This window comes from Rhodococcus sp. ACS1 (assembly GCF_002300155.1).
Classification (GTDB): Bacteria; Actinomycetota; Actinomycetes; order Mycobacteriales; family Mycobacteriaceae; genus Rhodococcus_F; species Rhodococcus_F koreensis.
Genome location: NZ_NSDZ01000005.1, coordinates 1,233,912 through 1,255,141, shown reverse-complemented (window position 1 = coordinate 1,255,141; position 21,230 = coordinate 1,233,912). Strand labels below are relative to the sequence as shown.

General features: G+C 68.6%; 19 protein-coding genes and 1 pseudogene. 14 read left to right on the top strand and 6 right to left on the bottom strand.

Going from position 1 to position 21,230, the window contains the following annotated elements:
• The first annotated feature begins 232 nt into the window (after positions 1 to 232).
• A complete protein-coding gene (locus CJ179_RS26535; protein ID WP_072944872.1) occupies positions 233 to 1,153 on the top strand; it encodes a sigma-70 family RNA polymerase sigma factor in 921 nt (306 codons plus the stop codon).
• Here CJ179_RS26535 and CJ179_RS26530 read toward each other — a convergent pair.
• A complete protein-coding gene (locus tag CJ179_RS26530) occupies positions 1,128 to 1,727 on the bottom strand; it encodes a carboxymuconolactone decarboxylase family protein (RefSeq protein ID WP_095863363.1) in 600 nt (199 codons plus the stop codon). The genes CJ179_RS26535 and CJ179_RS26530 overlap by 26 nt on opposite strands.
• A 120-nt stretch (positions 1,728 to 1,847) precedes the next feature.
• Here CJ179_RS26530 and CJ179_RS26525 point away from each other — a divergent pair, with 120 nt between their 5' ends.
• Together CJ179_RS26525 and CJ179_RS26520 are read left to right on the top strand one after the other, a co-directional pair.
• Positions 1,848 to 3,035 (top strand): pyridoxal phosphate-dependent aminotransferase, encoded by a 1,188-nt coding sequence (locus CJ179_RS26525; protein WP_095863362.1) that lies wholly within the window; start codon positions 1,848 to 1,850, stop codon positions 3,033 to 3,035.
• A complete protein-coding gene (locus tag CJ179_RS26520; RefSeq protein WP_095863361.1) occupies positions 3,032 to 4,063 on the top strand; it encodes an AraC family transcriptional regulator in 1,032 nt (343 codons plus the stop codon). The genes CJ179_RS26525 and CJ179_RS26520 overlap by 4 nt, the downstream gene beginning before the upstream one ends.
• Positions 4,064 to 4,075: 12 nt before the next feature.
• Here the strand turns inward: CJ179_RS26520 and CJ179_RS26515 are convergent, their stop codons facing one another.
• The 3 genes from CJ179_RS26515 to CJ179_RS26505 form a co-directional block, all read right to left on the bottom strand.
• A complete protein-coding gene (locus tag CJ179_RS26515) occupies positions 4,076 to 4,501 on the bottom strand; it encodes a VOC family protein (protein WP_072944880.1) in 426 nt (141 codons plus the stop codon).
• 52 nt (positions 4,502 to 4,553) lie between these two features.
• Positions 4,554 to 5,597, bottom strand: a complete 1,044-nt coding sequence (locus tag CJ179_RS26510; protein WP_095863624.1) for a zinc-binding dehydrogenase — start codon at positions 5,595 to 5,597, stop codon at positions 4,554 to 4,556.
• 88 nt (positions 5,598 to 5,685) lie between these two features.
• Positions 5,686 to 6,333: a LysE family translocator gene (locus tag CJ179_RS26505; protein WP_095863360.1), complete on the bottom strand. Its 648-nt coding sequence runs from the start codon at positions 6,331 to 6,333 to the stop codon at positions 5,686 to 5,688.
• A 145-nt stretch (positions 6,334 to 6,478) separates the two neighbouring features.
• Between CJ179_RS26505 and thpD the strand changes: the two genes are divergently transcribed.
• The 3 genes from thpD (at position 6,479) to CJ179_RS26490 (ending at position 10,529) form a co-directional block, all read left to right on the top strand.
• The gene (gene thpD, locus CJ179_RS26500) at positions 6,479 to 7,390 is read left to right on the top strand and encodes an ectoine hydroxylase (protein WP_095863359.1); all 912 of its coding nucleotides are present in this window, start codon (positions 6,479 to 6,481) and stop codon (positions 7,388 to 7,390) included.
• 172 nt (positions 7,391 to 7,562) lie between these two features.
• Positions 7,563 to 9,713: an MMPL family transporter gene (locus CJ179_RS26495; protein WP_095863358.1), complete on the top strand. Its 2,151-nt coding sequence runs from the start codon at positions 7,563 to 7,565 to the stop codon at positions 9,711 to 9,713.
• Between the two features lie 168 nt (positions 9,714 to 9,881).
• Positions 9,882 to 10,529 (top strand): alpha-ketoglutarate-dependent dioxygenase AlkB, encoded by a 648-nt coding sequence (locus CJ179_RS26490; protein WP_095863357.1) that lies wholly within the window; start codon positions 9,882 to 9,884, stop codon positions 10,527 to 10,529.
• Here the strand turns inward: CJ179_RS26490 and CJ179_RS26485 are convergent, their stop codons facing one another.
• Positions 10,530 to 11,618 (bottom strand): 3-deoxy-7-phosphoheptulonate synthase, encoded by a 1,089-nt coding sequence (locus CJ179_RS26485; protein ID WP_095863356.1) that lies wholly within the window; start codon positions 11,616 to 11,618, stop codon positions 10,530 to 10,532.
• A 280-nt stretch (positions 11,619 to 11,898) separates the two neighbouring features.
• Between CJ179_RS26485 and CJ179_RS26480 the strand changes: the two genes are divergently transcribed.
• From CJ179_RS26480 to CJ179_RS26465, 4 genes and pseudogenes are all read left to right on the top strand, one after another.
• A complete protein-coding gene (locus CJ179_RS26480; RefSeq protein WP_095863355.1) occupies positions 11,899 to 12,846 on the top strand; it encodes an ABC transporter ATP-binding protein in 948 nt (315 codons plus the stop codon).
• The gene (locus CJ179_RS26475) at positions 12,846 to 13,622 is read left to right on the top strand and encodes an ABC transporter permease (protein WP_095863354.1); all 777 of its coding nucleotides are present in this window, start codon (positions 12,846 to 12,848) and stop codon (positions 13,620 to 13,622) included. The genes CJ179_RS26480 and CJ179_RS26475 overlap by 1 nt, the downstream gene beginning before the upstream one ends.
• A 19-nt stretch (positions 13,623 to 13,641) precedes the next feature.
• Positions 13,642 to 14,757, top strand: a complete 1,116-nt coding sequence (locus CJ179_RS26470) for a sensor histidine kinase (RefSeq protein WP_257015765.1) — start codon at positions 13,642 to 13,644, stop codon at positions 14,755 to 14,757.
• Positions 14,754 to 15,357: pseudogene (locus CJ179_RS26465) on the top strand (response regulator). Before CJ179_RS26470 ends, CJ179_RS26465 begins: the two are co-directional and overlap by 4 nt.
• 41 nt (positions 15,358 to 15,398) lie before the next feature.
• Here the strand turns inward: CJ179_RS26465 and CJ179_RS26460 are convergent.
• Positions 15,399 to 16,406 carry an AraC family transcriptional regulator gene (locus tag CJ179_RS26460; protein WP_095863352.1) on the bottom strand — a complete coding sequence of 336 codons (1,008 nt, stop codon included), beginning with the start codon at positions 16,404 to 16,406 and terminating at the stop codon, positions 15,399 to 15,401.
• A 166-nt stretch (positions 16,407 to 16,572) separates the two neighbouring features.
• Between CJ179_RS26460 and CJ179_RS26455 the strand changes: the two genes are divergently transcribed.
• The 4 genes from CJ179_RS26455 to CJ179_RS26440 are packed head-to-tail and all read left to right on the top strand — an operon-like array spanning position 16,573 to position 21,209.
• Positions 16,573 to 18,003 (top strand): GntP family permease, encoded by a 1,431-nt coding sequence (locus CJ179_RS26455; RefSeq protein ID WP_072943131.1) that lies wholly within the window; start codon positions 16,573 to 16,575, stop codon positions 18,001 to 18,003.
• 25 nt (positions 18,004 to 18,028) lie between these two features.
• A complete protein-coding gene (locus CJ179_RS26450) occupies positions 18,029 to 19,282 on the top strand; it encodes a CaiB/BaiF CoA-transferase family protein (protein WP_095863351.1) in 1,254 nt (417 codons plus the stop codon).
• Positions 19,279 to 20,217: a hydroxymethylglutaryl-CoA lyase gene (locus CJ179_RS26445; RefSeq protein WP_072943127.1), complete on the top strand. Its 939-nt coding sequence runs from the start codon at positions 19,279 to 19,281 to the stop codon at positions 20,215 to 20,217. Before CJ179_RS26450 ends, CJ179_RS26445 begins: the two co-directional genes overlap by 4 nt.
• Positions 20,214 to 21,209 (top strand): D-glycerate dehydrogenase, encoded by a 996-nt coding sequence (locus tag CJ179_RS26440; RefSeq protein WP_072943125.1) that lies wholly within the window; start codon positions 20,214 to 20,216, stop codon positions 21,207 to 21,209. Before CJ179_RS26445 ends, CJ179_RS26440 begins: the two co-directional genes overlap by 4 nt.
• The last annotated feature ends 21 nt before the right edge of the window (positions 21,210 to 21,230 follow it).

The following is a 21,230-nucleotide window of genomic DNA, read 5'->3' as shown; positions in this document are numbered from 1 at the left end:
GCCGTGCGAACGCACTCCGGCCGGCCCGGCGGTCGCCGGAGGGGGGTTGGCAGGACGTGCAGAAGAAAAGGGGTGCGGAAAAGCCAGGTCAGCTACGACAGCCGAAACACTGGAACATGGCAGACTCCCTGGACGTGGTGTGGTCGCCACACCATACGTCCGGACCCACCACCAGGGTCAACGGTTACGCACACGACGGATTTTATGTCTGGACCGCACGTAGGATATCGGCATGCCCACTGCGACGCTGGTAGACGAATTCGAGTCCCACCGGCGGCATCTGCTCTCGGTAGCGTACCGGCTGACCGGAAGTGTCAGCGACGCCGAGGACGCGGTGCAGGAGTCGTGGCTGCGACTCGACGATGCGAACGCCGCGACCATCCGCGACCTCGGGGCCTGGCTGACCACGGTAGTCGGGCGGATCTGCCTCGACCGGTTGCGTTCGGCCGCGGTGCGGCGGGAACAGTATGTCGGCCAATGGCTTCCGGAACCGGTCGTCACCGGGCTGTCACCGTCCGCCGAGCCGGACCCCTTGGAGGCGGTCGTCCGGGACGAAGACAACCGTCTCGCGGCGCTGATCGTGCTCGACACCCTGACCCCGGCGCAACGGGTCGCGCTCGTGCTGCACGACGGTTTCGGGGTGCCGTTCGACGAGGTGGCGGCGATTCTCGGTATCGAGACACCCGCGGCGCGCCAACTCGCGTCGAGAGCCCGCAAGGCGGCTGCCACAACGACACCCGCGGTTCCCGACGAGGAGCATGCTCTCGCCGTGCAGCGACTGCTCGAGGCACTCGCCGGCGGCGACCTCGACGCGGTGGTCGCGGCCCTGCACCCGGACGCCCTCGTCATCGGCGACGCCAACGGCACCACGAGCACCGCCGTCAACGTCATCCGCGGCGCCGACAAGTTCGCCCGCTTCTTCCTCGGCCTCGTCCAGCGGTACGGGCCGGAGGTGTTCACCGCCATGCAGCCGGTTCTGGTCAACGGCCAGCTCGGCTACTTCACCGCCGGATTCACCGGAGACGATGCCCACCGCAGCTCGCCTGCGCGAGTGGGTGGGTTCACCGTCCGCGACGGTCTCGTCTACGCGGCGTACGACATCGCCAACCCGGAGAAGTTCGCCGGGATCATGCTCCCGGACCGTCCGTCGTGACGGCGGCGTCGTCGGCCCACGGCACCCGGCACGAATCGGTGCCGAACCCCTGTTCGGTGATACCCAGCGCCGAGTACATCCGGGCGCGCATGTTCTCGATACCGATCTGATAGGACAGTTCGACGACGCCTGCCCGGCCGAACCGGCGCTCGAGGTCCGCGACCTGCTCGTCGGTGACGGTGGTGGGCGTCGCCGTCATCGTGTCGGCGTACGCGATGGCCGCGCGTTCGTCCTCGCTGTACGCGGGCGAGTCGGCGTAGTCGGCGATGTGCCTCAGCCGCTCCACGTCCAGGCCGTCGAGGCGTTGCAGCATCGTGCCGAAGTCCACGCACCACGAGCAGCCGATCGTCCAGGCCACGCGGAAGACGGCGATCTCCCGCACGTTCGCCGGGAGGACGGTCGACGCCTTCTGCACCGCCATCTCGTGCCGGGCCGAGGCGACGAACAGTTTGCGGTGATGGGCGAGCACGGCGAACGGCTCGGGCACCTCGTCGAACTTGTGGGCAGCATATTTGTAGGCGACCTTCACCAGCGGGCTCGCGTCCGCGGGGGCCACTGCGGGAATGCGGGGCATTGCGTCCTCCATCGTCGCCGGGCGCCCTTCGCGCGCCGTCTACAGAGAAGACGAGACAGCCCCGCAGAACGTGACGCGGCCCTGTGCAACCGGCGCCATCACACCGACTACGCTGCAGTAATGCCCGCAACGCCGCGCAACCGCACCGTCCAGCGCTTGCAGCCGTTCGCGTCCACCATCTTTGCCGAGATGACCGCGCTCGCCGTGCGTCACGACGCGATCAACCTCGGTCAGGGTTTCCCCGACACCGACGGTCCCGCGTCCATGCTCGACACCGCGCGGCAAGCGATCGCGGACGGGCTCAACCAGTACCCACCCGGCCCCGGCATGCCCGTGCTCCGGCAGGCGGTCGCCGCCGACCGTCTGGCCCGGTACGGGCTCGACCACGACCCCGACTCGGAGGTGCTGATCACCGTCGGCGCCACCGAGGCCATCAGCGCCGCCATCCTGGGTCTGGTCGAACCGGGTGAGGAGGTGGTGCTGATCGAGCCGTACTACGACTCCTACGCCGCCTCGGTCGCCTTGGCGGGTGCGGTGCGGCGCAGCGTGCCGCTCGCCCGCTCCGGCCAGGACTTCGTGGTCGACCTCGACGCGCTGCGGGCCGCGATCACACCGAAGACCCGGATGCTGGTGATCAACACCCCGCACAATCCGACGGGCACCGTGTTCACCCCGGACGAGGTCGCCGCGGTCGCGGAACTGGCCTGCGAGCACGATCTGCTGGTGCTGAGCGACGAGGTGTACGAGCACCTGGTCTTCGACGGCCGCACGCACACCGCCCTGGCCACCCTCCCGGGAATGTACGAACGGACCGTTTCGGTGTCGAGTGCCGCCAAGACGTTCAACGTCACCGGGTGGAAGATCGGCTGGGCGTGCGGTCCGGCGGAACTGATCGACGCGGTCCGCACCGCGAAGCAGTACATGTCGTTCGTCGGCGGCGGACCGTTCCAGCCCGCGGTGGCGCATGCGCTGAGCCACGAGCAGCAGTGGGTGAAGGAACTGCGGGACAGTCTCCAGGCCAAGCGGGACGTGCTGTACGACGCGCTCGTCGCGTCCGGTCTCGAGGTCCATTCGGGCGGCGGCACGTACTACCTGTGCGCCGACATCACCGCGATCGGCGAACACGACGGCATCGACTTCTGCCGCACTCTGCCGGAGCGCATCGGCGTGGCCGCGGTGCCGGTCAGCGTGTTCACCGACCATCCGCGGCCGTGGAACCCGCTGGTGCGGTTCGCGTTCTGCAAGCAGGATCACGTGCTCGAGGAGGCCGCGCGGCGGCTACGGACCCTCGGGGAGCCCGGATCGTGACTGCCCGCACCATCCCCGCCGACTTCGTGCGGCGGGCGCTCGACCTGTCGGCGCGCAGCGGCGTCGACCTCTCCCCCGCGCTGTCGGCGGCGGGAATCACGACGGCGTCGCTGGGGGATCCGCTGGCCCGGTTGACGCCGACCCAGGTCACCGCGTTCACCCAGGCCGTCTGGCAGATCACGGGCGACGAATTGTTCGGCCTCGGCCCGGCACCGGTTCCCCGCGGCACGTTCCGGCTCGTGTGCCTCGCCCTGATCCACACCGCGGATCTGTCCGCCGCGCTCGAACGGATGGCCGACATCCTGCGCGCCCTGCCGTCACTGCCCGCCCTGCACATCGGCCCCGGTGCCCACGGCGGAACCCGGATGACCATCGACATCCGCCCGGCGGCGGCTGAACGGTCCACCGAGGAAGTGCAGATATCCGTCGAGGTGACGCGGGTCGTCACGGACTTCCTGCTGATCCTGCTCCACCGTTTCGCAGCGTGGCTCGTAGGCAAGAGAGTCCGGCTGCTGGCGGTGGAACTGCCGTATCCGGCACCGCTGCCGCAGCTCGCCGAGAACTACGATCACATCTTCGGTGTCCCCGTGACATTCGATTCCGATATTCCTGCAATCGAATTCGACAACTCCGTGATGCGGGCGCCCATCATTCAGACCGAGGCGACGCTCGCGGACTATCTCCGGGAGTCACCGACGCTGTTGATGTCGGAGCGCGACTACGACAGCACGGCATCGGCACAGGTGCGCCGGGTCCTCGAGCACGGCATGAAAGGTCGTACGTCGACGGCCGAGGACATCGCGGAGATGCTGTCGATCAGTGTCCCTCATCTGCGCCGCCTGCTCCGGCAGGAGGGGACGTCGCTGAATCAGCTGCGGGAGGAAGTGCTCCGCGACGCCGCCGTCGCCGGGCTCCGGCGCGGCGAATCCGTGGAGGACCTGTCGGCGCGGCTCGGCTTCTCCGAGCCCAGCGCGTTCCGTCGCGCCTTCAAGCGCTGGACCGGCAGCACCCCGAGTTCCTACCGCTGAGTGGCCGGCGCGTCAGCTGACGCAGAATTCGTTGCCCTCCGGGTCGGTCATCGTGACCCACTCGCTCGGCCCCTGGCGGCCCCGGTGGAGCACGGTGGCGCCGGCTTGCTCCAGCTTCTCGGCGACCTCGTAGCGGGCGTCCCCGACCCTGATGTCCAGGTGGAGCCGGTTCTTCACCGTCTTCCGTTCGGGAACCAGCTGGAACAGCACGCGGGGGCGCTCGGGGTGCTCCGGATCGCGGATGGCCTGGCCCTCACGCCAGACCAGGACACCCTCGAATTCGATGGTGTCGGACTCCTGCGCGTGGCCGGCCTGTACGAGCCCGCGGATGAACTCCTCATCGCTCGGCTCCACCTCCCAGCCGAGCGCCTGAGCCCACCATTTGGCCAGGGTATGCGGGTTCTCCGAGTCCACTGTGACTTGAAATTCATATCCCATGGCCCGACGGTACAGCGGGGCACCGACAGGTCCCGGTGATCCACGTCCCGCGTCAGGGTTTGACCAGGATCCGGATGGGATTTCCGTCGTGGTTCGCGAGCTTCTCGATGCCCTTCGCGACGTCCTCGAGCGGGACGATCTCGCTGATCGACCGCGACAGGTCGAGGCGGCCGCGCGACACCAGTTCGGCGAGGGTTTCGATGTCCTCGTTCTTGTACCCCAGATGGCCGAGTACCTGCTTCTGCGACAGCCCGAACTGCGCGGTGGTCCCCACCGACGCCTCTTGCGCGCTCAGCCCGACCGCGACGAGGCGGCCGCCGACCGTCAGGCAGTCGAGTGCCTGCTCGAACGTCACCTTCAGTCCGGCCGCGTCGAACGCCACGTCCAGCATCCGGCCGCCCGTGGCCTCCGCGACCTTCTCCTTCAGATCCTCGTCCCGGGAGTCGAACGCGTAGTCGGCCCCGAGTTCCAGAGCACGTTCCCGCACAGCGGGATTGATGTCGAACGCTATCACGGGGACGGCGCCGACCAGACGCGCCAGCTGCACGATGTGGGTGCCGACGCCGCCCACACCCCACACTCCGACGGTCTCCCCGACCACGACCTTGCCGGTGCGCACGACCGCGCCGAACGGCGTCGACACCGCATCGGCGAGGATGGCCGCCTGCTCGAACGGAACGTTGTCCGGGATGCGGGTCAGTCCCCCGGCCTGCGCGACGGCGTACTCGGCCCACGCGCCGTCGTAGGCGAACGCCATGAGCTGGATGTTCAGGCAGTTCGTGAGGTCCCCGCGCCGGCAGTTGCGGCACGCGAAGCAGGGCCTGCCCGCGGACGGCACGACACGGTCGCCCTCGGCCCAGCCGGTCACTCCGGCACCGACTTTCGCGATGGTGCCCGACGCCTCGTGGCCCTGGGTCACCTCGGGCAGCAGCGCGGGGAACGTCCCGTCGATCAGGCTCAGGTCGGAATGGCAGATGCCGCAGAACTCCACCTTGACGAGCACTTCACCGGGGCCGGGCCCCGGGATCGGAATATCCTCCACAGCAATTGTTTTCGTATCGGCGTGGAATCGTTCCGCCCGCATGGTCCCGGCCATCGCTCGCCCCTTCGTCGTCGTTGCCTCGACGGTACCCGCGAAGAATGCCCGGGTGCGCATGATTCAGGCCACTCGGGCTGCGGCCGACTCAGACGACCGCAGGCCGGGCCCGGTCCAGCGCGAGGTGGATGGCGAGACCGCCGAGGACGCTTCCCATCACGAACTTCTGCGCCCGCAGCCACACCGGGCGCCCGGACAGGAATGTCGCGACAGTTCCTGCGACGCAGACGATCAGCGCGTTCACGGTGAGCGCGACCACGATCTGCACACTGCCCAGCAGCAGACTCTGCAACCAGACCGGCCCGGCGCCGGGGTGCACGAACTGCGGGATCAGCGCCAGGTACATCACCGCGATCTTCGGATTGAGCAGATTCGTCGTGAGACCCATCAGGAACAGCCGGGCGGACGAATCCCGCGGCAGGACGCGTGACGGAGCGAACGGCGCACTACCGCCGGGCCGCAACGCCTGCCACGCCAGCCATCCCAGGTAGCACGCGCCCGCCAGCTTCAGTGCGGTGTACGCCTGCGGGACGGCGGAGAATACCGCCGAAATGCCCAGTGCCGCAGCGGCGAGATAGCACAGGAACCCGAGAGCGACACCGGCCAGCGAGACCAGACCCGCCGCCCTGCCCTGAGTGATGCTGCGCGAGACCAGATACAGCATGTTGGGTCCCGGCGTGAGAACCATGCCGAGCGCGATCGCCGCCACCCCGAATACCGCCACCAAATCGATCATGTTTGTGACGATCCCACCGCGGCGACGCGCCGTCGCGGTCCAGTCCAGCCTCGGTGGACCTGTGTCCGGGTTGCATTCGTCGACGACCAGTGAGAACGTCGGAAGAGTAAAGCGTTGTCCAATCCGAAAGGGTGAAACACGAGTTATGCGTACGGCCGTAGCCGACAACTACCCCACGAGGGACCGCAACGAGTGCACGATGACCGTCCGTCAGGATCCGGTCACCTGGTTCGATCCGAAACGGGGTGATGCCCGGTCCGGTCCGCTCACAGCGAGTCAGATTGCCGACTACGACGCCCGCGGATATCACTCCGCCGACGCGATCATCCCACCGCGCGACGTGTTCGACCTGGTCGACGAGATGACCCGCCTCGCCGACACCGACACTCTCCGCGGCGACAACCGCATCGTGCGGGAGAACAGCGACGGCGCCGTCCGTTCCGTGTTCGACGTGCACCGTCTCAGCGATGTCGTCGACGAGATCATCCGGCGCCCCGAGGTGGTGGGTATCGCCCGCCAGATCCTCGGTTCGGACGTCTACGTCCACCAGTCGCGGCTCAATTTCAAACCGGGTTTCACCGGTGGCCCGTTCTACTGGCACTCCGACTTCGAGACCTGGCACGCCGAGGACGGGATGCCTGCTCCCCGCGCCGCGAGCATCTCGATCGCGCTGACCGAGAACTACGGACACAACGGCGGGCTGATGATCATGCCCGGATCGCACCGCGCGTTCGTCTCGTGCGCCGGCGAGACCCCCGAGGACTACTACAAGGAATCGCTGGTCAGCTACGTTCCGCCCACCGGCTCGCCCGATCAGCCGACGCTCACCCGGATGGCGAACGAGTACGGCATCGACATGATGACCGGACCGGCGGGCTCCGCCACCGTGTTCGATTCCAACTGCATACACGGCTCGAACGGCAACATCACGCCGTTCGCGCGGTCCAACCTCTTCATCGTGTTCAACAGTGTCGAGAACACGCTGACGGACCCGTTCTCGGCGCCCGCGCCGCGCCCCGACTACCTCGGCAGCCGGGATTTCACCCCCTTGCGGTAACGAGCACCATGACGTACCGCGGCCCCGCTCCCTGACGTCGGAGCGGGGCCGCGGTCTGTCGATACCGCGAAACCCGTAGCCTTCGCGACGCCGTGCATGCGACGATGGCTTGGCAACGGTTCGACCGCCCGGCCCCGGGCGCCGGCCGAACCTTCATCTCCCGGAACGGGGAATGATGTTTGCCTACATCGCGCGCACCGTCGTCGCACACCCGTTGCAGGTCATCGCGGCCTGGGTGGTCGCGGCCGTTGCCGTCATTCTGTTCGCACCCAGCCTCGATGACTACACCACCGGCAATCAGCAGACGTTCCTGCCCAGTTCATTCGAGTCGTCCGAGGCGCAGGCCGCCGGCAACCAGTATTTCCCCAGCCTGTCGGGCGCAACCGGCAGCCTGGTGGTCGTCCGCGCCGACGACGCGCCGCTGTCACCCGCCGACCAGCAGACGGCACTGAATCTCGCGACCTCGCTGCAGAATTCGGCGATCTCGGGAGTCGTGAGCGTACAGGGGTCGCCTGCTTCGCTGTCCGCCGACGGGAAGGCCGCCGCACTGCAGGTGGTATTCAACGGACAACCCGGCGACGACCAGGTCAACAACGCCGTACCGGTCATCCGGGGCGACGCCGAGCAGCAACTGAACGGCACCGGACTGGTGAGCGGGCTGACCGGTAACGCGGCCATTCAGGTCGACACGACCGCCGCCTACGACAACGCCGACAAGATCATCACGATCGCCACCGTCATCGTCATCCTCGCCCTGCTCGGCCTGATCTTCCGCAGTCCCGTCATCGCCGTCCTGCCGGTCGCCGTGATCGGCGTGGTGCTCGCCGTGGTCACCGGCCTGACCGCCGTCCTCGCCGACCTGTTCGACTTCCAGGTCAGCACGTCGCTGCAATCGATACTCGTGGTCGTCCTGTTCGGCGTCGGCACCGACTACATCGTCTTCCTGCTGTTCCGCTATCGCGAACGGCTGCGGCAACAGGCCGCCGCGGGGTCCACCACCGACACGCATCGCGAAGCGCTCGTCTTCTCCACCGACGTCGTCGGGCGCGTCGTCGCGTCGTCCGCGCTCACCGTCATCGTCGCGTTCGCCGCACTGCTGCTGGCGAAACTCGGGTCGCTCACCACGCTCGCACCCGGTCTGATCGTCGCCGTGGCCGTCATGCTGGTGACGGCGTTGACGCTCATCCCCGCCGTGTTCACCGTTTTGGGCCGCCACCTGTTCTGGCCGCTCGGGCCGGGGCACGACAGCCCGCACACGCCGTTCGCCTCGATCGGCGCCGCGATCGGGCGTCGTCCGGCCGTGTTCGCCGTCGTGATCGGCGTCGTGCTGATCGCACTCGCGTCCTTCGCGTCCGGCTACAAGTCGACGTACAACACGTTGGGCGAACTGCCCTCCGACACGCCGTCACAGCAGGCATTCGACACCCTCGACCGGTCCTTCCCCGCGGGCGCGCTCAGCCCGACCCAGGTGTACGTCGTGGCTCCCGGACCACTCGATCCCGCGTCGCTGACCCCGCTCGTCACGGCCCTCACTCAAGTGCAGGGCGTGTCCTCCGTCGCGCCGCCGCGACCGAGCCAGGACGGTCGCGCCGCGCTCGTCAACGTCGTGCTCGCCGACGACCCGTATTCGAACGCATCCCTCGATCTCGTCGAGGGCCCGATCCGCGACGCGGCCCACGGTGCCGTCCCCGGCTCGGAAGTCGTTGTGGGAGGGCAGACGTCCACGTTCGTCGACGTCCGCGCCCAACTCGCGGCGGATACCCGCCGGGTGTTCCCCGTCGCCGCCGTCGCGATCGCACTGATCCTCGCCGTGCTCCTGCTCGCCGTCCTCGCCCCGCTCAACCTGCTGGTGTGCGTGGCACTCACGTTCGTCGCCACCCTCGGCGCCGTGGTGCTCCTGTTCCTGCACGGCCTCGGCTACGACGGGATCGACTTCTCCATTCCGATCGTGCTCTACCTGTTCGTCGTCGCGATCGGCACCGACTACAACATCCTTCTCGCCTCTCGTCTGCGCGAGGAATTCCGCAACGGCTACGCGCCTCGCGACGCGGCACGGATCGCCGTCGCCAACGACGCCCCCACCGTCGCCGCCGCCGGTCTGATCCTGGCGCTGACCTTCGCGTCCCTGACTCTCACCGGACTGGCCAACCTCGCCGAGCTCGGCTTCGGCGTCGCGATCGGTGTCGCCATCGCCGCCTTCGCCATGGCCCCGATGCTCGTGCCCAGCCTGTCGGCACTCGAAGGTCGCGCCTTCTGGTGGCCGAGCAGGCAGAAGGCGACCATCGACACCGGCGACGACCGCGAGCCCGCGGTGCCGCGCTAGCCGCCGCCGTCAGGCACGTTCCCGGGCAGACGCACCACTTCTCCGTCGCCGCACTACTTCTTGCGCCCGAAAAGGCGAGCACGAACCGAGAAGGGGTGCGTCCGATCGGCGTCTGCTGCCTCGAAAACGAGGGGAACATACGTTCGACTACCGGTGTAGCATGACCGCATGACCTCCGCGGATGCGCGGTATGCGCTGCAGGCTTCGCTGTTCGACGACGCGTCGTTCGGTGTAGAGCTGGGCGAGCTCGGGCCGGCGGTGCAGCGCCGCACGCTGACGGCCGGGGCGTGGGTCGACGTGCGACCGGGGTGGATGACCGGCTCCGACGAGCTGTTCACGACGCTCGCGGAGACGGTGCCGTGGAAGGCGGAGCGGCGCCAGATGTACGACCGGGTGGTCGACGTCCCACGCCTCGTCCGGTTCTACCCGGAAGGCGAGCCGCTCCCCGACCCGCTGCTGGTTACGGCACGCGACGCCCTGAGCAGGCATTACCTGCCCGAACTCGGCGAGAAGTTCGCCACGTCCGGACTGTGCTTCTACCGCGACGGGTCCGACAGCGTCGCCTGGCACGGCGACGACACCGGTCGCAGCCGGACCGAAGACACGATGGTCGCGATCCTCTCGCTCGGCGCCGCGCGTCCGCTGCTGCTGCGTCCGCGCGGCGGCGGGCACTCGATCCGGTACTCCCTCGGCCACGGTGACCTGCTGGTGATGGGTGGTTCCTGCCAGCGCACCTGGGAGCATTGTGTACCGAAGAGCACCCGCCCGCTCGGACCGCGCATCAGCGTGCAATTCCGCACGAGAGGCGTGCGGTGATCACTTCCGGCGTGCGGCGACTGCCTGGGCGAGACGGTCCAACTGTGCCGCCGTGGTGTTCCAGTCGATGCAGGCGTCGGTGATCGACTGACCGTACGTGAGCTCCTCGGACTTTCCGAGGGTGAGGTCCTGGCGTCCGGCCTCGATGAAGCTCTCCACCATCACACCGACGATCCCCTTCTCGCCTGCCTCGAGACGGGCGGCGATGTCGTCCAGCACGTCGACCTGCTTCTCGTGGTTCTTGCTGCTGTTGCCGTGGCTGGCGTCGATGACGACCCGCTCCGGCAGACCGGACTTGTTCAGCCGGGCGAGGGTGTCCGCGACCGTCTCGGTGTCGTAGTTCGGTCCGTCGCTGCCGCCGCGGAGGATGACGTGGCAGTCGGGGTTGCCGACCGTGCGGATCAGCGCGGCCTGCCCGTCGAGGTCGGTGCCGGGGAACACGTGGCTCGCCGCGGCGGCGCGGGTGCCGTCCACGGCCACCTGCACGTCGCCTTCCGTCGAGTTCTTGATTCCGACGGGCATCGACAGTGCGCTGCACAGCTGCCGGTGCACCTGGCTGGCGGCGGTGCGGGCGCCGATCGCGCCGTAGGTGACGAGGTCGGCGATGTACTGCGGCATGATCGGGTCGAGGAACTCGCAGCCGACCGGCAGGCCGAGCGAGGACACGTCGAGCAGCAGCTTGCGGCCCATGCGGATCCCGGTGTCGATGTCGAACGTGCCGTCCAGGTGGGGGTCGTTGAGCAGACCCTTCCAGCCCAGCGTGGTGCGCGGCTTCTCGAAGTAGACCCGCATCACGATGTGCAGGTCGTCGCGCAGTTCCTCGGCCTTGGCGGCGAGCCTGCGGGCGTAGTCCATGGCGGCGACGGGATCGTGCACGGAGCACGGGCCGACCACGACGAGCAGGCGGTCGTCGTCGCCGTTCAGCACGTTCACCGTGTCGGCACGGCCCGAGCGGACGGTCGCGGACGCGACGTCGTCGGGGGCGTGTTCGCGGCGCACGACGGATGGCGCCACCAGCGGGCTGATGCTCACGGTGCGCTGGGCGTCCAGGCGATCACTGCTGGTAGTGGTGTCGAGAGTGACAGTCATGGGTTCGGGTTCCTGTTCTCAGGCCGGCCCTCGAAGACTGTGGAGATTCCCGCGAGCCGGTCTGTAATCCGGCTCTGGGGTGGAGGAGGTCAGCGCGTGGTTACGCCGACCGGCCCACCCGGGGCCGGCCTGCTAAACCAGAAATATGCGCGCTGCATGACGGCCACAGTAACGGCTGACCCGGATCGGCGCCACACCGACCCCGGGCCTGACATTTGTCACGGTGAGGTCGTGACGGAGGTGTGAGGGTCGCCGGCCGTGCGGATCGCACGCTGAATGCATGACATCGACAGAACCCCGTACCTCCGCGAAGGCGTCCGCATCGCAGGTTCCGGCAGTCAGCCTGCGCGGCGTCCACAAGCACTTCGGTGACGTTCACGCCGTGCGCGGGCTGGACCTCGAGATCCGGCCCGGTGAGATCGTCGCGTTCCTCGGCCCGAACGGCGCAGGCAAGACCACCACCGTCGACATGGTCCTCGGCCTGTCCCGACCCACAGCGGGCGAGGTGTCCGTCTTCGGCACGGATCCGCGCACCGCGATCGCGAAGGGCCTCGTCTCCGCGGTCATGCAGACGGGCGGGCTGCTGAAGGAGCTGACGGTCGAGGAGACCGTCCGGCTCACCGCGAGCCTGTTCGCCGACACCCGGCCCGTCGACGAGGTCCTCACCCGGGCCGGCATCGCCGATCTCGGAAACCGGTTGGTGGGCAAGTGTTCCGGCGGGCAGCAGCAGCGACTGCGGTTCGCGATGGCACTGCTGTCCGATCCGGAGCTGCTGATCCTCGACGAGCCGACCACCGGCATGGACGTCGAGGGCAGGCGGGACTTCTGGTCGGCGATCCGCGCCGACGCGGACAGCGGCCGGACGGTCGTCTTCGCGACGCACTACCTCGAGGAGGCCGACGCGTACGCCGACCGGATCGTGCTGGTGCGCAAGGGGAAAGTCGTCGCGGACGGCACCGCGGCCGAGGTGAAGGCGCTGGCCGCGGGACGCACGGTCCGCGCCCACTTCCCGGGCGCGGACCGGGAACAGCTGTTCGCGATTCCCGGCGCCGACAGCATCGAGGTGCGCGGCGACAGCGTCCTGATCCACTCGGCGGACACCGACGCTGTGGCCCGCCATCTGCTCACCCGGACACCCGCCAGCGACCTTGAAATCGTCTCCCGAGGCCTCGAAGACGCGTTCATCGCGCTCACCTCCGACGACGCTGCCACGGAAGGATCGAACTGATGACCACTCTCCCCGCCCACCGCCGGGTTCCCCCGCTCGGCGGGCTCAACACCACCCTCCTCGGACTCGAACTGCTTCGCCTGCTGCGCAATCGGCGCACGATGATCATCACTCTCGTCATGCCCGTCGTCTTCTTCCTCATCTTCGGACTGAATCCGAGCTATTCGGGGGAGAGTGCGGGCAACGGGAACGTCTCGGCGTACGTGATGATCAGCATGGCGCTGTACGGCGCGATGATCGCGACGACGAGCGGCGGCGCGATGGTGTCGGTGGAACGCGCGTCCGGGTGGAGCAGGCAACTGCGGCTCACCCCGTTGTCCCCAGGGGTCTACATCTTCGTCAAGGTGCTGGTCGCGATGATGCTCGGGCTCGCGGCCGTCGGCGTCGTCTATCTCGTGGGCGCGTTCACGTCCGTCCGGATGGACACGTCCCTGTGGTTCACGACGGCCCTGATCACGTGGCTGGGCTCCGCCGTGTTCGCGGCCTTCGGCCTGTTCATGGGGTACCTCCTGCCCAGCGAGAACGTCATGCAGATCCTCGGCCCCGGGCTCGCCGTGCTCGGCTTCGCGGGCGGGCTGTTCATGCCGCTGCAGGACGGCTCCGTCTGGGCGTCGATCGCACAGTTCATGCCCACGTACGGGCTCAGCCAACTCGTGCACGCACCGCTCACCGGCGACGCGATGCAGTGGACGTGGCTCCTGAACGTCGCGGTGTGGCTGGCGATCTTCGTCGGCGGCGCTGTGTGGCGGTTCCAGCGCGACACCGAGCGAGTGTGACGGCGGTATCGTGACTTCCGTGACCACCCCCGACGGCCCCGTCGTGACCAGACGATGGGGCCGTTTCGGATTCATCTTCGCCGCCGCGTGGACGGTATTCCTGTTCCAGCCGTTCCTCGACGGCTGGGCCGACCGCGGTCACGTCCGCGGCTGGATCGGGATGATCGCCACGCTCGCGTTCGCGGTGACGTACCTCGCGATGTTCCGGTGGTCGCATACCCGGCGCGCGCACAACGAGTTTCGGCCGCCGCTGAACCAGGCACTACCGGTCATGGTGGCGCTGTGCACGCTCGCGGCGATCATGGCGCTGGCCGTGGGGCCGTCGGGGTTGTCCGCCGCCGTCTTCCTCGCGGTGTCGGCGATCATCCTGCTGCCCGCCTGGCTCGGCGGCATCACCGCCCTCACGATCGCAGTGCTCGTGGAGGTGATCTCCACGGCCATGGGCTGGGGGTCGGGCACCGGGCTGTCGCTGGGTGTGTGCGCGGCGGCGTTCGCGATGTTCGGGGTGACCAAGCTGATCAACCGCAACATCGAACTGGTCCGGGAACGGGAGGAGAGCGAACGGCTCGCGGTGCAGGAGGAACGCACCCGGATGGCCCGCGACCTCCACGACATCCTCGGGCACTCCCTCACCGTCATCACCGTCAAGGCCGAACTCGTGGGCCGGCTCCTCGACATCGACGTCGACCGGGCCCGCACGGAAGTGGCAGACCTGGAACGTCTTTCCCGCGACGCGCTCGCGGACGTCCGGCAGGCCGTGCAGGGAATCCGGGGGCTGTCGCTGCCGATGGAGATCGCCCGCGCCAGGGAGGCGTTGCGGGCCGCCGGGATCGAGGCCGAGCTACCGGGCAGCACCGAGTCGGTGCCCACCGGGTTGCGCGAGTTGTTCGCGTGGTCCGTCCGCGAGGGTGTCACGAACGTGGTCCGGCACAGCGGCGCGACGCACTGCACGGTCACGGTGGGTGAACGCGAAGTGACTGTCGTCGACAACGGTTCCGGCTGCGGCGAATGTGCGCACGGCAACGGGCTCGTCGGCCTCCGGGAGCGCGCCGTCGCGGCCGGAGCACGGATCGTGATCACCCATCCGCAACCCGGCGGATTCTCGTTGCACGTGCTGAAGGAAGAGGTCCCGTGACGATCCGACTGCTGCTCGCCGACGACCAGGCACTCGTCCGCGGCGCCCTCGCCGCCCTGCTCGACCTGGAGGCGGACCTGACGGTGGTCGCGGAGGTCGGGCGCGGCGACGAGGTGGTCGCCGCGGCCCGCGAGCACTCCCCCGACGTCGCGCTCCTCGACGTCGAGATGCCCGGCCTGGACGGGATCGCCGCCGCGGCGGCACTGCGCGCCGCGATGCCGCGGACCCGCGTCCTGATCGTGACGACGTTCGGTCGTCCCGGCTACCTGCGCAAGGCCCTGCAGGCGGGGGCGTCGGGATTCGTCGTGAAGGACACCCCGGCCCGCCAACTCGCCGACGCCGTGCGCCGGGTCCATGCGGGACTGCGCGTCGTCGATCCCACCCTCCGACAGCCTCGTCAGCGGGGAATCGCCGCTCACCGACCGGGAGACCGACGTGCTGCGGGCGGCGCGGGACGGAGCGCCGGTCGCCTCGATCGCGGCCGCGCTGTTCCTCTCCGCGGGGACGGTGCGCAACCATCTGTCCTCGGCGATCGGCAAGACCGGCGCCAGCACCCGCGCCGAGGCCGTCCGCGCGGCGGAGTCGAACGGCTGGCTGTAGGCGCTCCGCGCCCGTGCGTGGTTACGGAGTCCCTGGACTCGTCAGCCACTCACGGGGCCGGAGGCCCTCGTCTGCGACGGATTCTCACCGAACCGCCGCCGGTAGGACGCCGCGAACAGGCCGAGGTTGACGTATCCCCATGCGCCGGCGATCGAGGCGACGGTCTCCCCGGTAGGTGCGGTGAGCAGTTCCTCCCGGATGCCCCGAAGCCGCTGCTCACGCACGTACTCGGCCGGGGTGGTGTCCAGGTATTTCCGGAACGATCCGGACAGGGTCCGGACGCTGACCCCCACCGCGTCGGCGATGTCGGAGGCCGTCGGCAGTTCGCGAGCGCACTCCCGGATGTACTGGACGGCGTGCCGCACGTAGCCCGGTGCCGCCGGTCCGGTGGTCCTGTCGGGGTCGACTCCCGCGCGAGCCGCCCACTCGGTGAGCAGGTGGCCGACGAGCAACTCCTGCAGGTTGAGCCCGATGCGCCCGTTCGTGGCGTGCCCCGGTAACTCCCCCGTCGTCCGCATCGCGTACCCGAGCAGCGCCTGCCAGCCGGACCCACCGCCCCCGATGGCGCATTTGCGTTGCCAGAGAACGTCTCCCGGATCGAATCCCCACCAGCGCACCGCCGTGTCGGCGAGCACGCGGTGCGGAATCGTGAGATTGAGTTGCACGTGGTCCGGGGAGAACTCGACGAGGTAGTCGACTCGGCTGCAGTCGGCGACGAACGTGTCCCCGGCCGGTGTGTCCGCGGTGGCGTCGTGGTCGACGTGGTGCCGGGCGTTCCCGCGGATGGTCGTGAGGACGAGCGCGTTTCCGGCGTCGGGCGAGAAGTCGCCGACCGAGACGGGGATGCCGTAGGAGAACCGCGTGACCGTGATGTCGACGATCTTCGTGGAATACATGCTCGACCTCGGCGCCAGCCCGACCCCGAGCGGACGCACGACATAGGGCATGTAGACGCGGTCGGACCAGTGCCGGATCTCGTCCCAGTCGTCCGACGCCCTGCGCTCGGCAGCCGGTGGTCGTCCCACCGCAAACGGATCCAGCGCGACCATGCGTCGAGTATCCCACCCAGGGGCCTCCGGCCCCTGTGCGCCTTTTTGGTAGCGGGAACCACCAGAAAGGCGCACGGGGCGGCATTGCTTATATCGTGAGTGTGTGCTCATAATATGGGTGTACCTGTGACACCAGTCACTGCCCGCCTCCTCGAAGGACGCGCACATGTCAGACGTAGGAATCCTGATCAACACCACGGTCGCCGTCGCGGCGGTCGTGCTGATGATCGTGCGTTTCAAGTTCAACCCCGTGGTGTCGCTGGTCGTCGGATCCGCATACCTCGGACTCACGACGGGACTCGGCACGGCCGAGACGGTGAAGGTCATCAGCACCGGTTTCGGCGACATCATGGCCGAAGTGGGACTACTGATCGCCTTCGGCGTCCTAATGGGCGCCATGCTGAAAGAAATGGGCGCCATTCAGCGCCTGGTCGGAACGCTTCTCCGGGTGTTCGGGCCGAAACGAATGCCCTATGCGCTGTCGCTGACGATCGCGACGTTGCTGCAGTCCATCTTCCTCGACGTCCTGCTCGTCATCTCCGCTCCGCTCGCCCGCAACCTCGCACCGAAGGTCGGCCGGGTCGGGACAGCCCGCATGGCCACCGCCCTCGCCATCGGCCTCGAGTGCGGCATCGTGCTCATGGTCCCGGGTGTGGGCGCTCTCGCCCTGGCCGGACTGCTCGGTGTGCCGCTCGGCAAGATGCTGATCTTCGGGCTGATCCTGGTGATCCCGACCGTCGCGATCTCGGTCGCGATCATGTCGTTCCTGTTCACCCGCGGTTGGTGGAATCCGGAGAAGGACGAGGAGCACTTCCATCAGACGGTCGTCGACGACGAAGAAGAGGACTGGACCGACGGCGGCAGCGGTGGCAGCGCCCCTCGGCCGGACGCAGGCGGAGGTGTCGCCCAGGCGCAACGCGCCGCGACCGTCACCACCGAGCGCGCCAAGCACGACCGTCCGCTGATCCTGCTCCTCGCTCCGCTGCTCCTCTCCCTGCTGCTCATCGCGACCGGCGCGATCCTGGACATCGCCGAAATCAGCAACCCCGTCGTCTCGTTCGTGTCGGAACCGCTCATCGCGTTGCTGATCGGACTGATCGGCACCAGCTTCGTCGGACGCCTCAGCATCGGCCAGCACCGCGTCCAGAAGGCGATCGCCAGCGGATTCAGCGAGAGCGGCCAGATCCTCATCCTCACCGGTGTCGGCGGGTCCCTCGCCGCGACCATCGCCGCGGCCGGCCTCGGCGACATCCTCGGCAAGTACTTCACCGCCAATCACGCGGCTCCGCTGCTGATGGTGTGGCTGATCGCCGCCGTCCTGCACGTCGCCGTCGGCTCGGTGACGATCTCGGCCATCACCGCCGCGGGCGTCCTCGCACCCATCGCCCCCACCCTGGGTCTGGACCCTGTCCTCATCGCTCTCGCGGCGGGCGCCGGCTCCCTGTTCGCGGTGCACGTCACGAGCAACACCTTCTGGTTGCTGCAGTCCTTGATGGGTCAGACCACACGAGGCACGCTGAAGACGTGTTCGGTGGGAGTATCGGTGGCATCGGTCGTCGCAATACTGCTCGTCCTGCCCATGAGCCTCGTTCTCTGAGCGTCACTATCAGTTAAGGATCACCATGTTCTCCAACAACACCATTCGGCCACTCGACGGCGTTCGGGTACTCGAGCTGGGCAATTACATCGCCGCACCGACGGCGGGCCGGATGCTCGCCGACTTCGGGGCCGAGGTCATCAAGGTGGAGCGCCCGAAGACCGGCGACGAACTGCGTAACTGGCGCCTCTACTCCGGCGACACCTCGATGCTGTACCGCACGATCAACCGGAACAAGAAGTCGATCGTGCTGGACCTGCGCACCGAGGAGGGCAGGCAACTCGTCCTCGACCTCGCCGCCCACTGCGACATCCTGCTGGAGAACTTCCGGCCCGGCACCCTGGAGAAGTGGGGTATCGGACCGGACGCGTTGAACGAGGCCAATCCGGACCTGGTGATCACAAGGATCTCGGCGTTCGGGCAGACCGGCCCGATGTCGCAGCGGCCGGGTTTCGCCGCGGTCGCGGAGGCCGCCGGCGGGTTCCGTGAACTCGTCGGCGACCCGGACCGGCCGCCGGTGCGGGTGGGGGTGTCGATCGGTGATTCGATCGCCGGCCTCTACGCGGCGTTCGGGGCGGTGATGGCGCTGTTCCAACGCGAGGCCGCGAAGGTCGCCGGGACGCAGGGCCCGTCCCTGCCGCATCGGATCATCGACGTCGCGCTCAACGAATCGATCCTGTCGATGATGGAGTCGCTGATCCCCGACTACCTGGCGTACGGCATCAAACGCGAACGCGTCGGCGGCCGGATGGAGGGCATCGCCCCGTCGAACGCGTACACCTGCAACGACGGCAACAGCATCATCATCGCCGGCAACGGGGACGCCATCTTCCAGCGCTACATGGACACCATCGGCCGCCCCGACCTCGGCGCCGACCCGGACCTGTCCACCAACGCCGGACGGTGGGCGCGCCGCGACGAACTCGACGCCGCGATCGGTGAGTGGACGATCCAGTACTCCCGCGACGACGCGCTGAAGATCCTCGACACCGCCGGGGTGCCGTCGGGTCCGATCAACACCGCCGCCGACATCTGCAGCGACGACCAGTACGCGGCCCGCAACATGATTCAGCAGTTCACCGTCGACACCGGTGAGGCCGAACCGAAGCAGGTCGGGTTCCCCGGCATCGTCCCGGTGATCGGCGGCAAGTCGCTGCCCATCCGGAACGTCGGACCGGACCTCGGCGAGCACACCCGGGAGGTCCTCGAAACTTTGCTCGGCAAGACCCCGGAACAGATCGACTCCCTCGTCAACGACACGGTAGGTGACCTCTCATGACGCAATCCTTCGAATCACGCGCCCTGCTCCGCGACGTCACCCTGCGCGACGGACTGCAGCTGACCGGCAAGATGCTGCCTACCGCCCGCAAGCTCGAGATCGCGCGCCGGCTTCTCGAACTCGGCGTGCCCGCGCTCGAGATCGGGTCGATGGCCCGCCCCGACCTCGTCCCGCCGATGGCGAACACCGTCGAGGTGATCTCGGAGCTGACCCCGGAGGAACTCGAGCACTGCTGGGTGTGGGTGGCGACGCCCCGGCACGTGGAGAAGGCGGCCGCCGCCGGCGCGCGCCATTTCCAGTACTGCTTCTCCGCGTCCGATTCCCACAACCAGGCGAACATCGGCCGTTCCACCGAGGACAGCCTCGCCGCGATGCCCGCCGCGATCGAACTCGCGCAGGACGTCGGGGGCAGCATCCAACTGTGCATCGCGACGTCGTTCACCTGCCCGTTCGAGGGCCGGGTGCCGGAGCAGCGGGTGATCGACATCGCCAACGACCCGCGCGCGCACGGCGCCGTCGACGTCGTCGTCTGCGACACCCTCGGCCAGGCCGTCCCCGCCGAGGTGTACTCCCTCGTCTCCCGGGTACGGCTCGAGACCCCGCAGCGCGGCATCGTCTTCCACGGTCACGACACCTGGGGCCTGGGGGTCGCGAACAGTCTCGCCGCGGTCGCGGCAGGCGCGATGACCATCGACGGCGCCCTCGGCGGGCTCGGCGGCTGCCCGTTCGCGCCCGGCGCCAGCGGCAACACCGCCAGCGAGGACCTGCTGTTCGCCACCCGCCCGGACTGGCTGAACCCCACCACGTTCGGCTCGCTGGTGGAACTGTCCGAGAAGACCCTCGCCGAACTCGGCGAAGCCAATCGATCCAAGGCCGCGCAGGGCGCGCGCTCCAACGCTTCCGCGTTCGAGTGGGTCATCGGCGGCGGCCGATGAGCGGCGCCCGGTTCTACGTCACCACCCCGATCCCCGAACCCGCCCTCACGCTGCTGCGCGCCGCGGGCAGCGTCGAAGTGCCCGAAGAGCTTCCGGACGCCGCCCGACTGCGGGAGGTCTGTGTGTCCGGCGACTACGACGTGGTGGTGTCCCAACTACGCGACACGTTCGATGCGGACCTCCTGGCCGCCGCGAAGATCCGTGGGATCTCCAACTACGCGGTCGGGTTCAACAACGTCGACATCGGTGCGGCCACCGCCAACAAGATCCTCGTCGGCAACACCCCGGGGGTGCTCACCGACGCCACCGCCGACGTCGCGATGCTGCTGATCATGGCCACCGCGCGCCGGGCGGTGGAGGCCGACACGTTCGTCCGCTCCGGGAAGTTCACCGGATGGGAACCGAACCTACTACTCGGCCAAGATGTTTCGGGGAGCACCCTCGGGCTCGCCGGGTTCGGTCGGATCGCCCGCGCCACCGCCCGCCGGGCACTGGCCTTCGGCATGCAGGTGCTGTTCTGCCCGCGGCCTCCCGGCGACCGGCCGGTGCCGGACGCCGAACTCGGCGAGTTCGCCGGACTCGTCACCCACACCGACTGGGACACCCTCGTCACCACCAGCGACTTCCTGTCCCTGCATGTTCCGCTGAACGAGCAGACCCGGCACCTGGTGGACGCGGACGTGCTCCACGCGATGAAGCCGACGGCGATCCTCGTCAACACCGCGCGCGGACCCGTTGTCGACGAGACTGCCCTCGTTGCCGCCCTGAAATCCGGGGAGATCGCCGGGGCCGGACTGGACGTCTACGAAGACGAGCCCGCGCTCGCACCGGGGCTGGCGGAACTGCCGAACACCGTGCTGCTCCCGCACGTCGGCAGCGCCACCATCGCCGTACGGTCCGAGATGGCGCGGCTGTGCGCCGAAAACGCGGTGGCCATGGCGCAGAACCGGATCCCGCCGCACCCGGTCAACCCGGAGGCGTGGACGTCGTGACGGCGGCCGCGACCCGTCCTG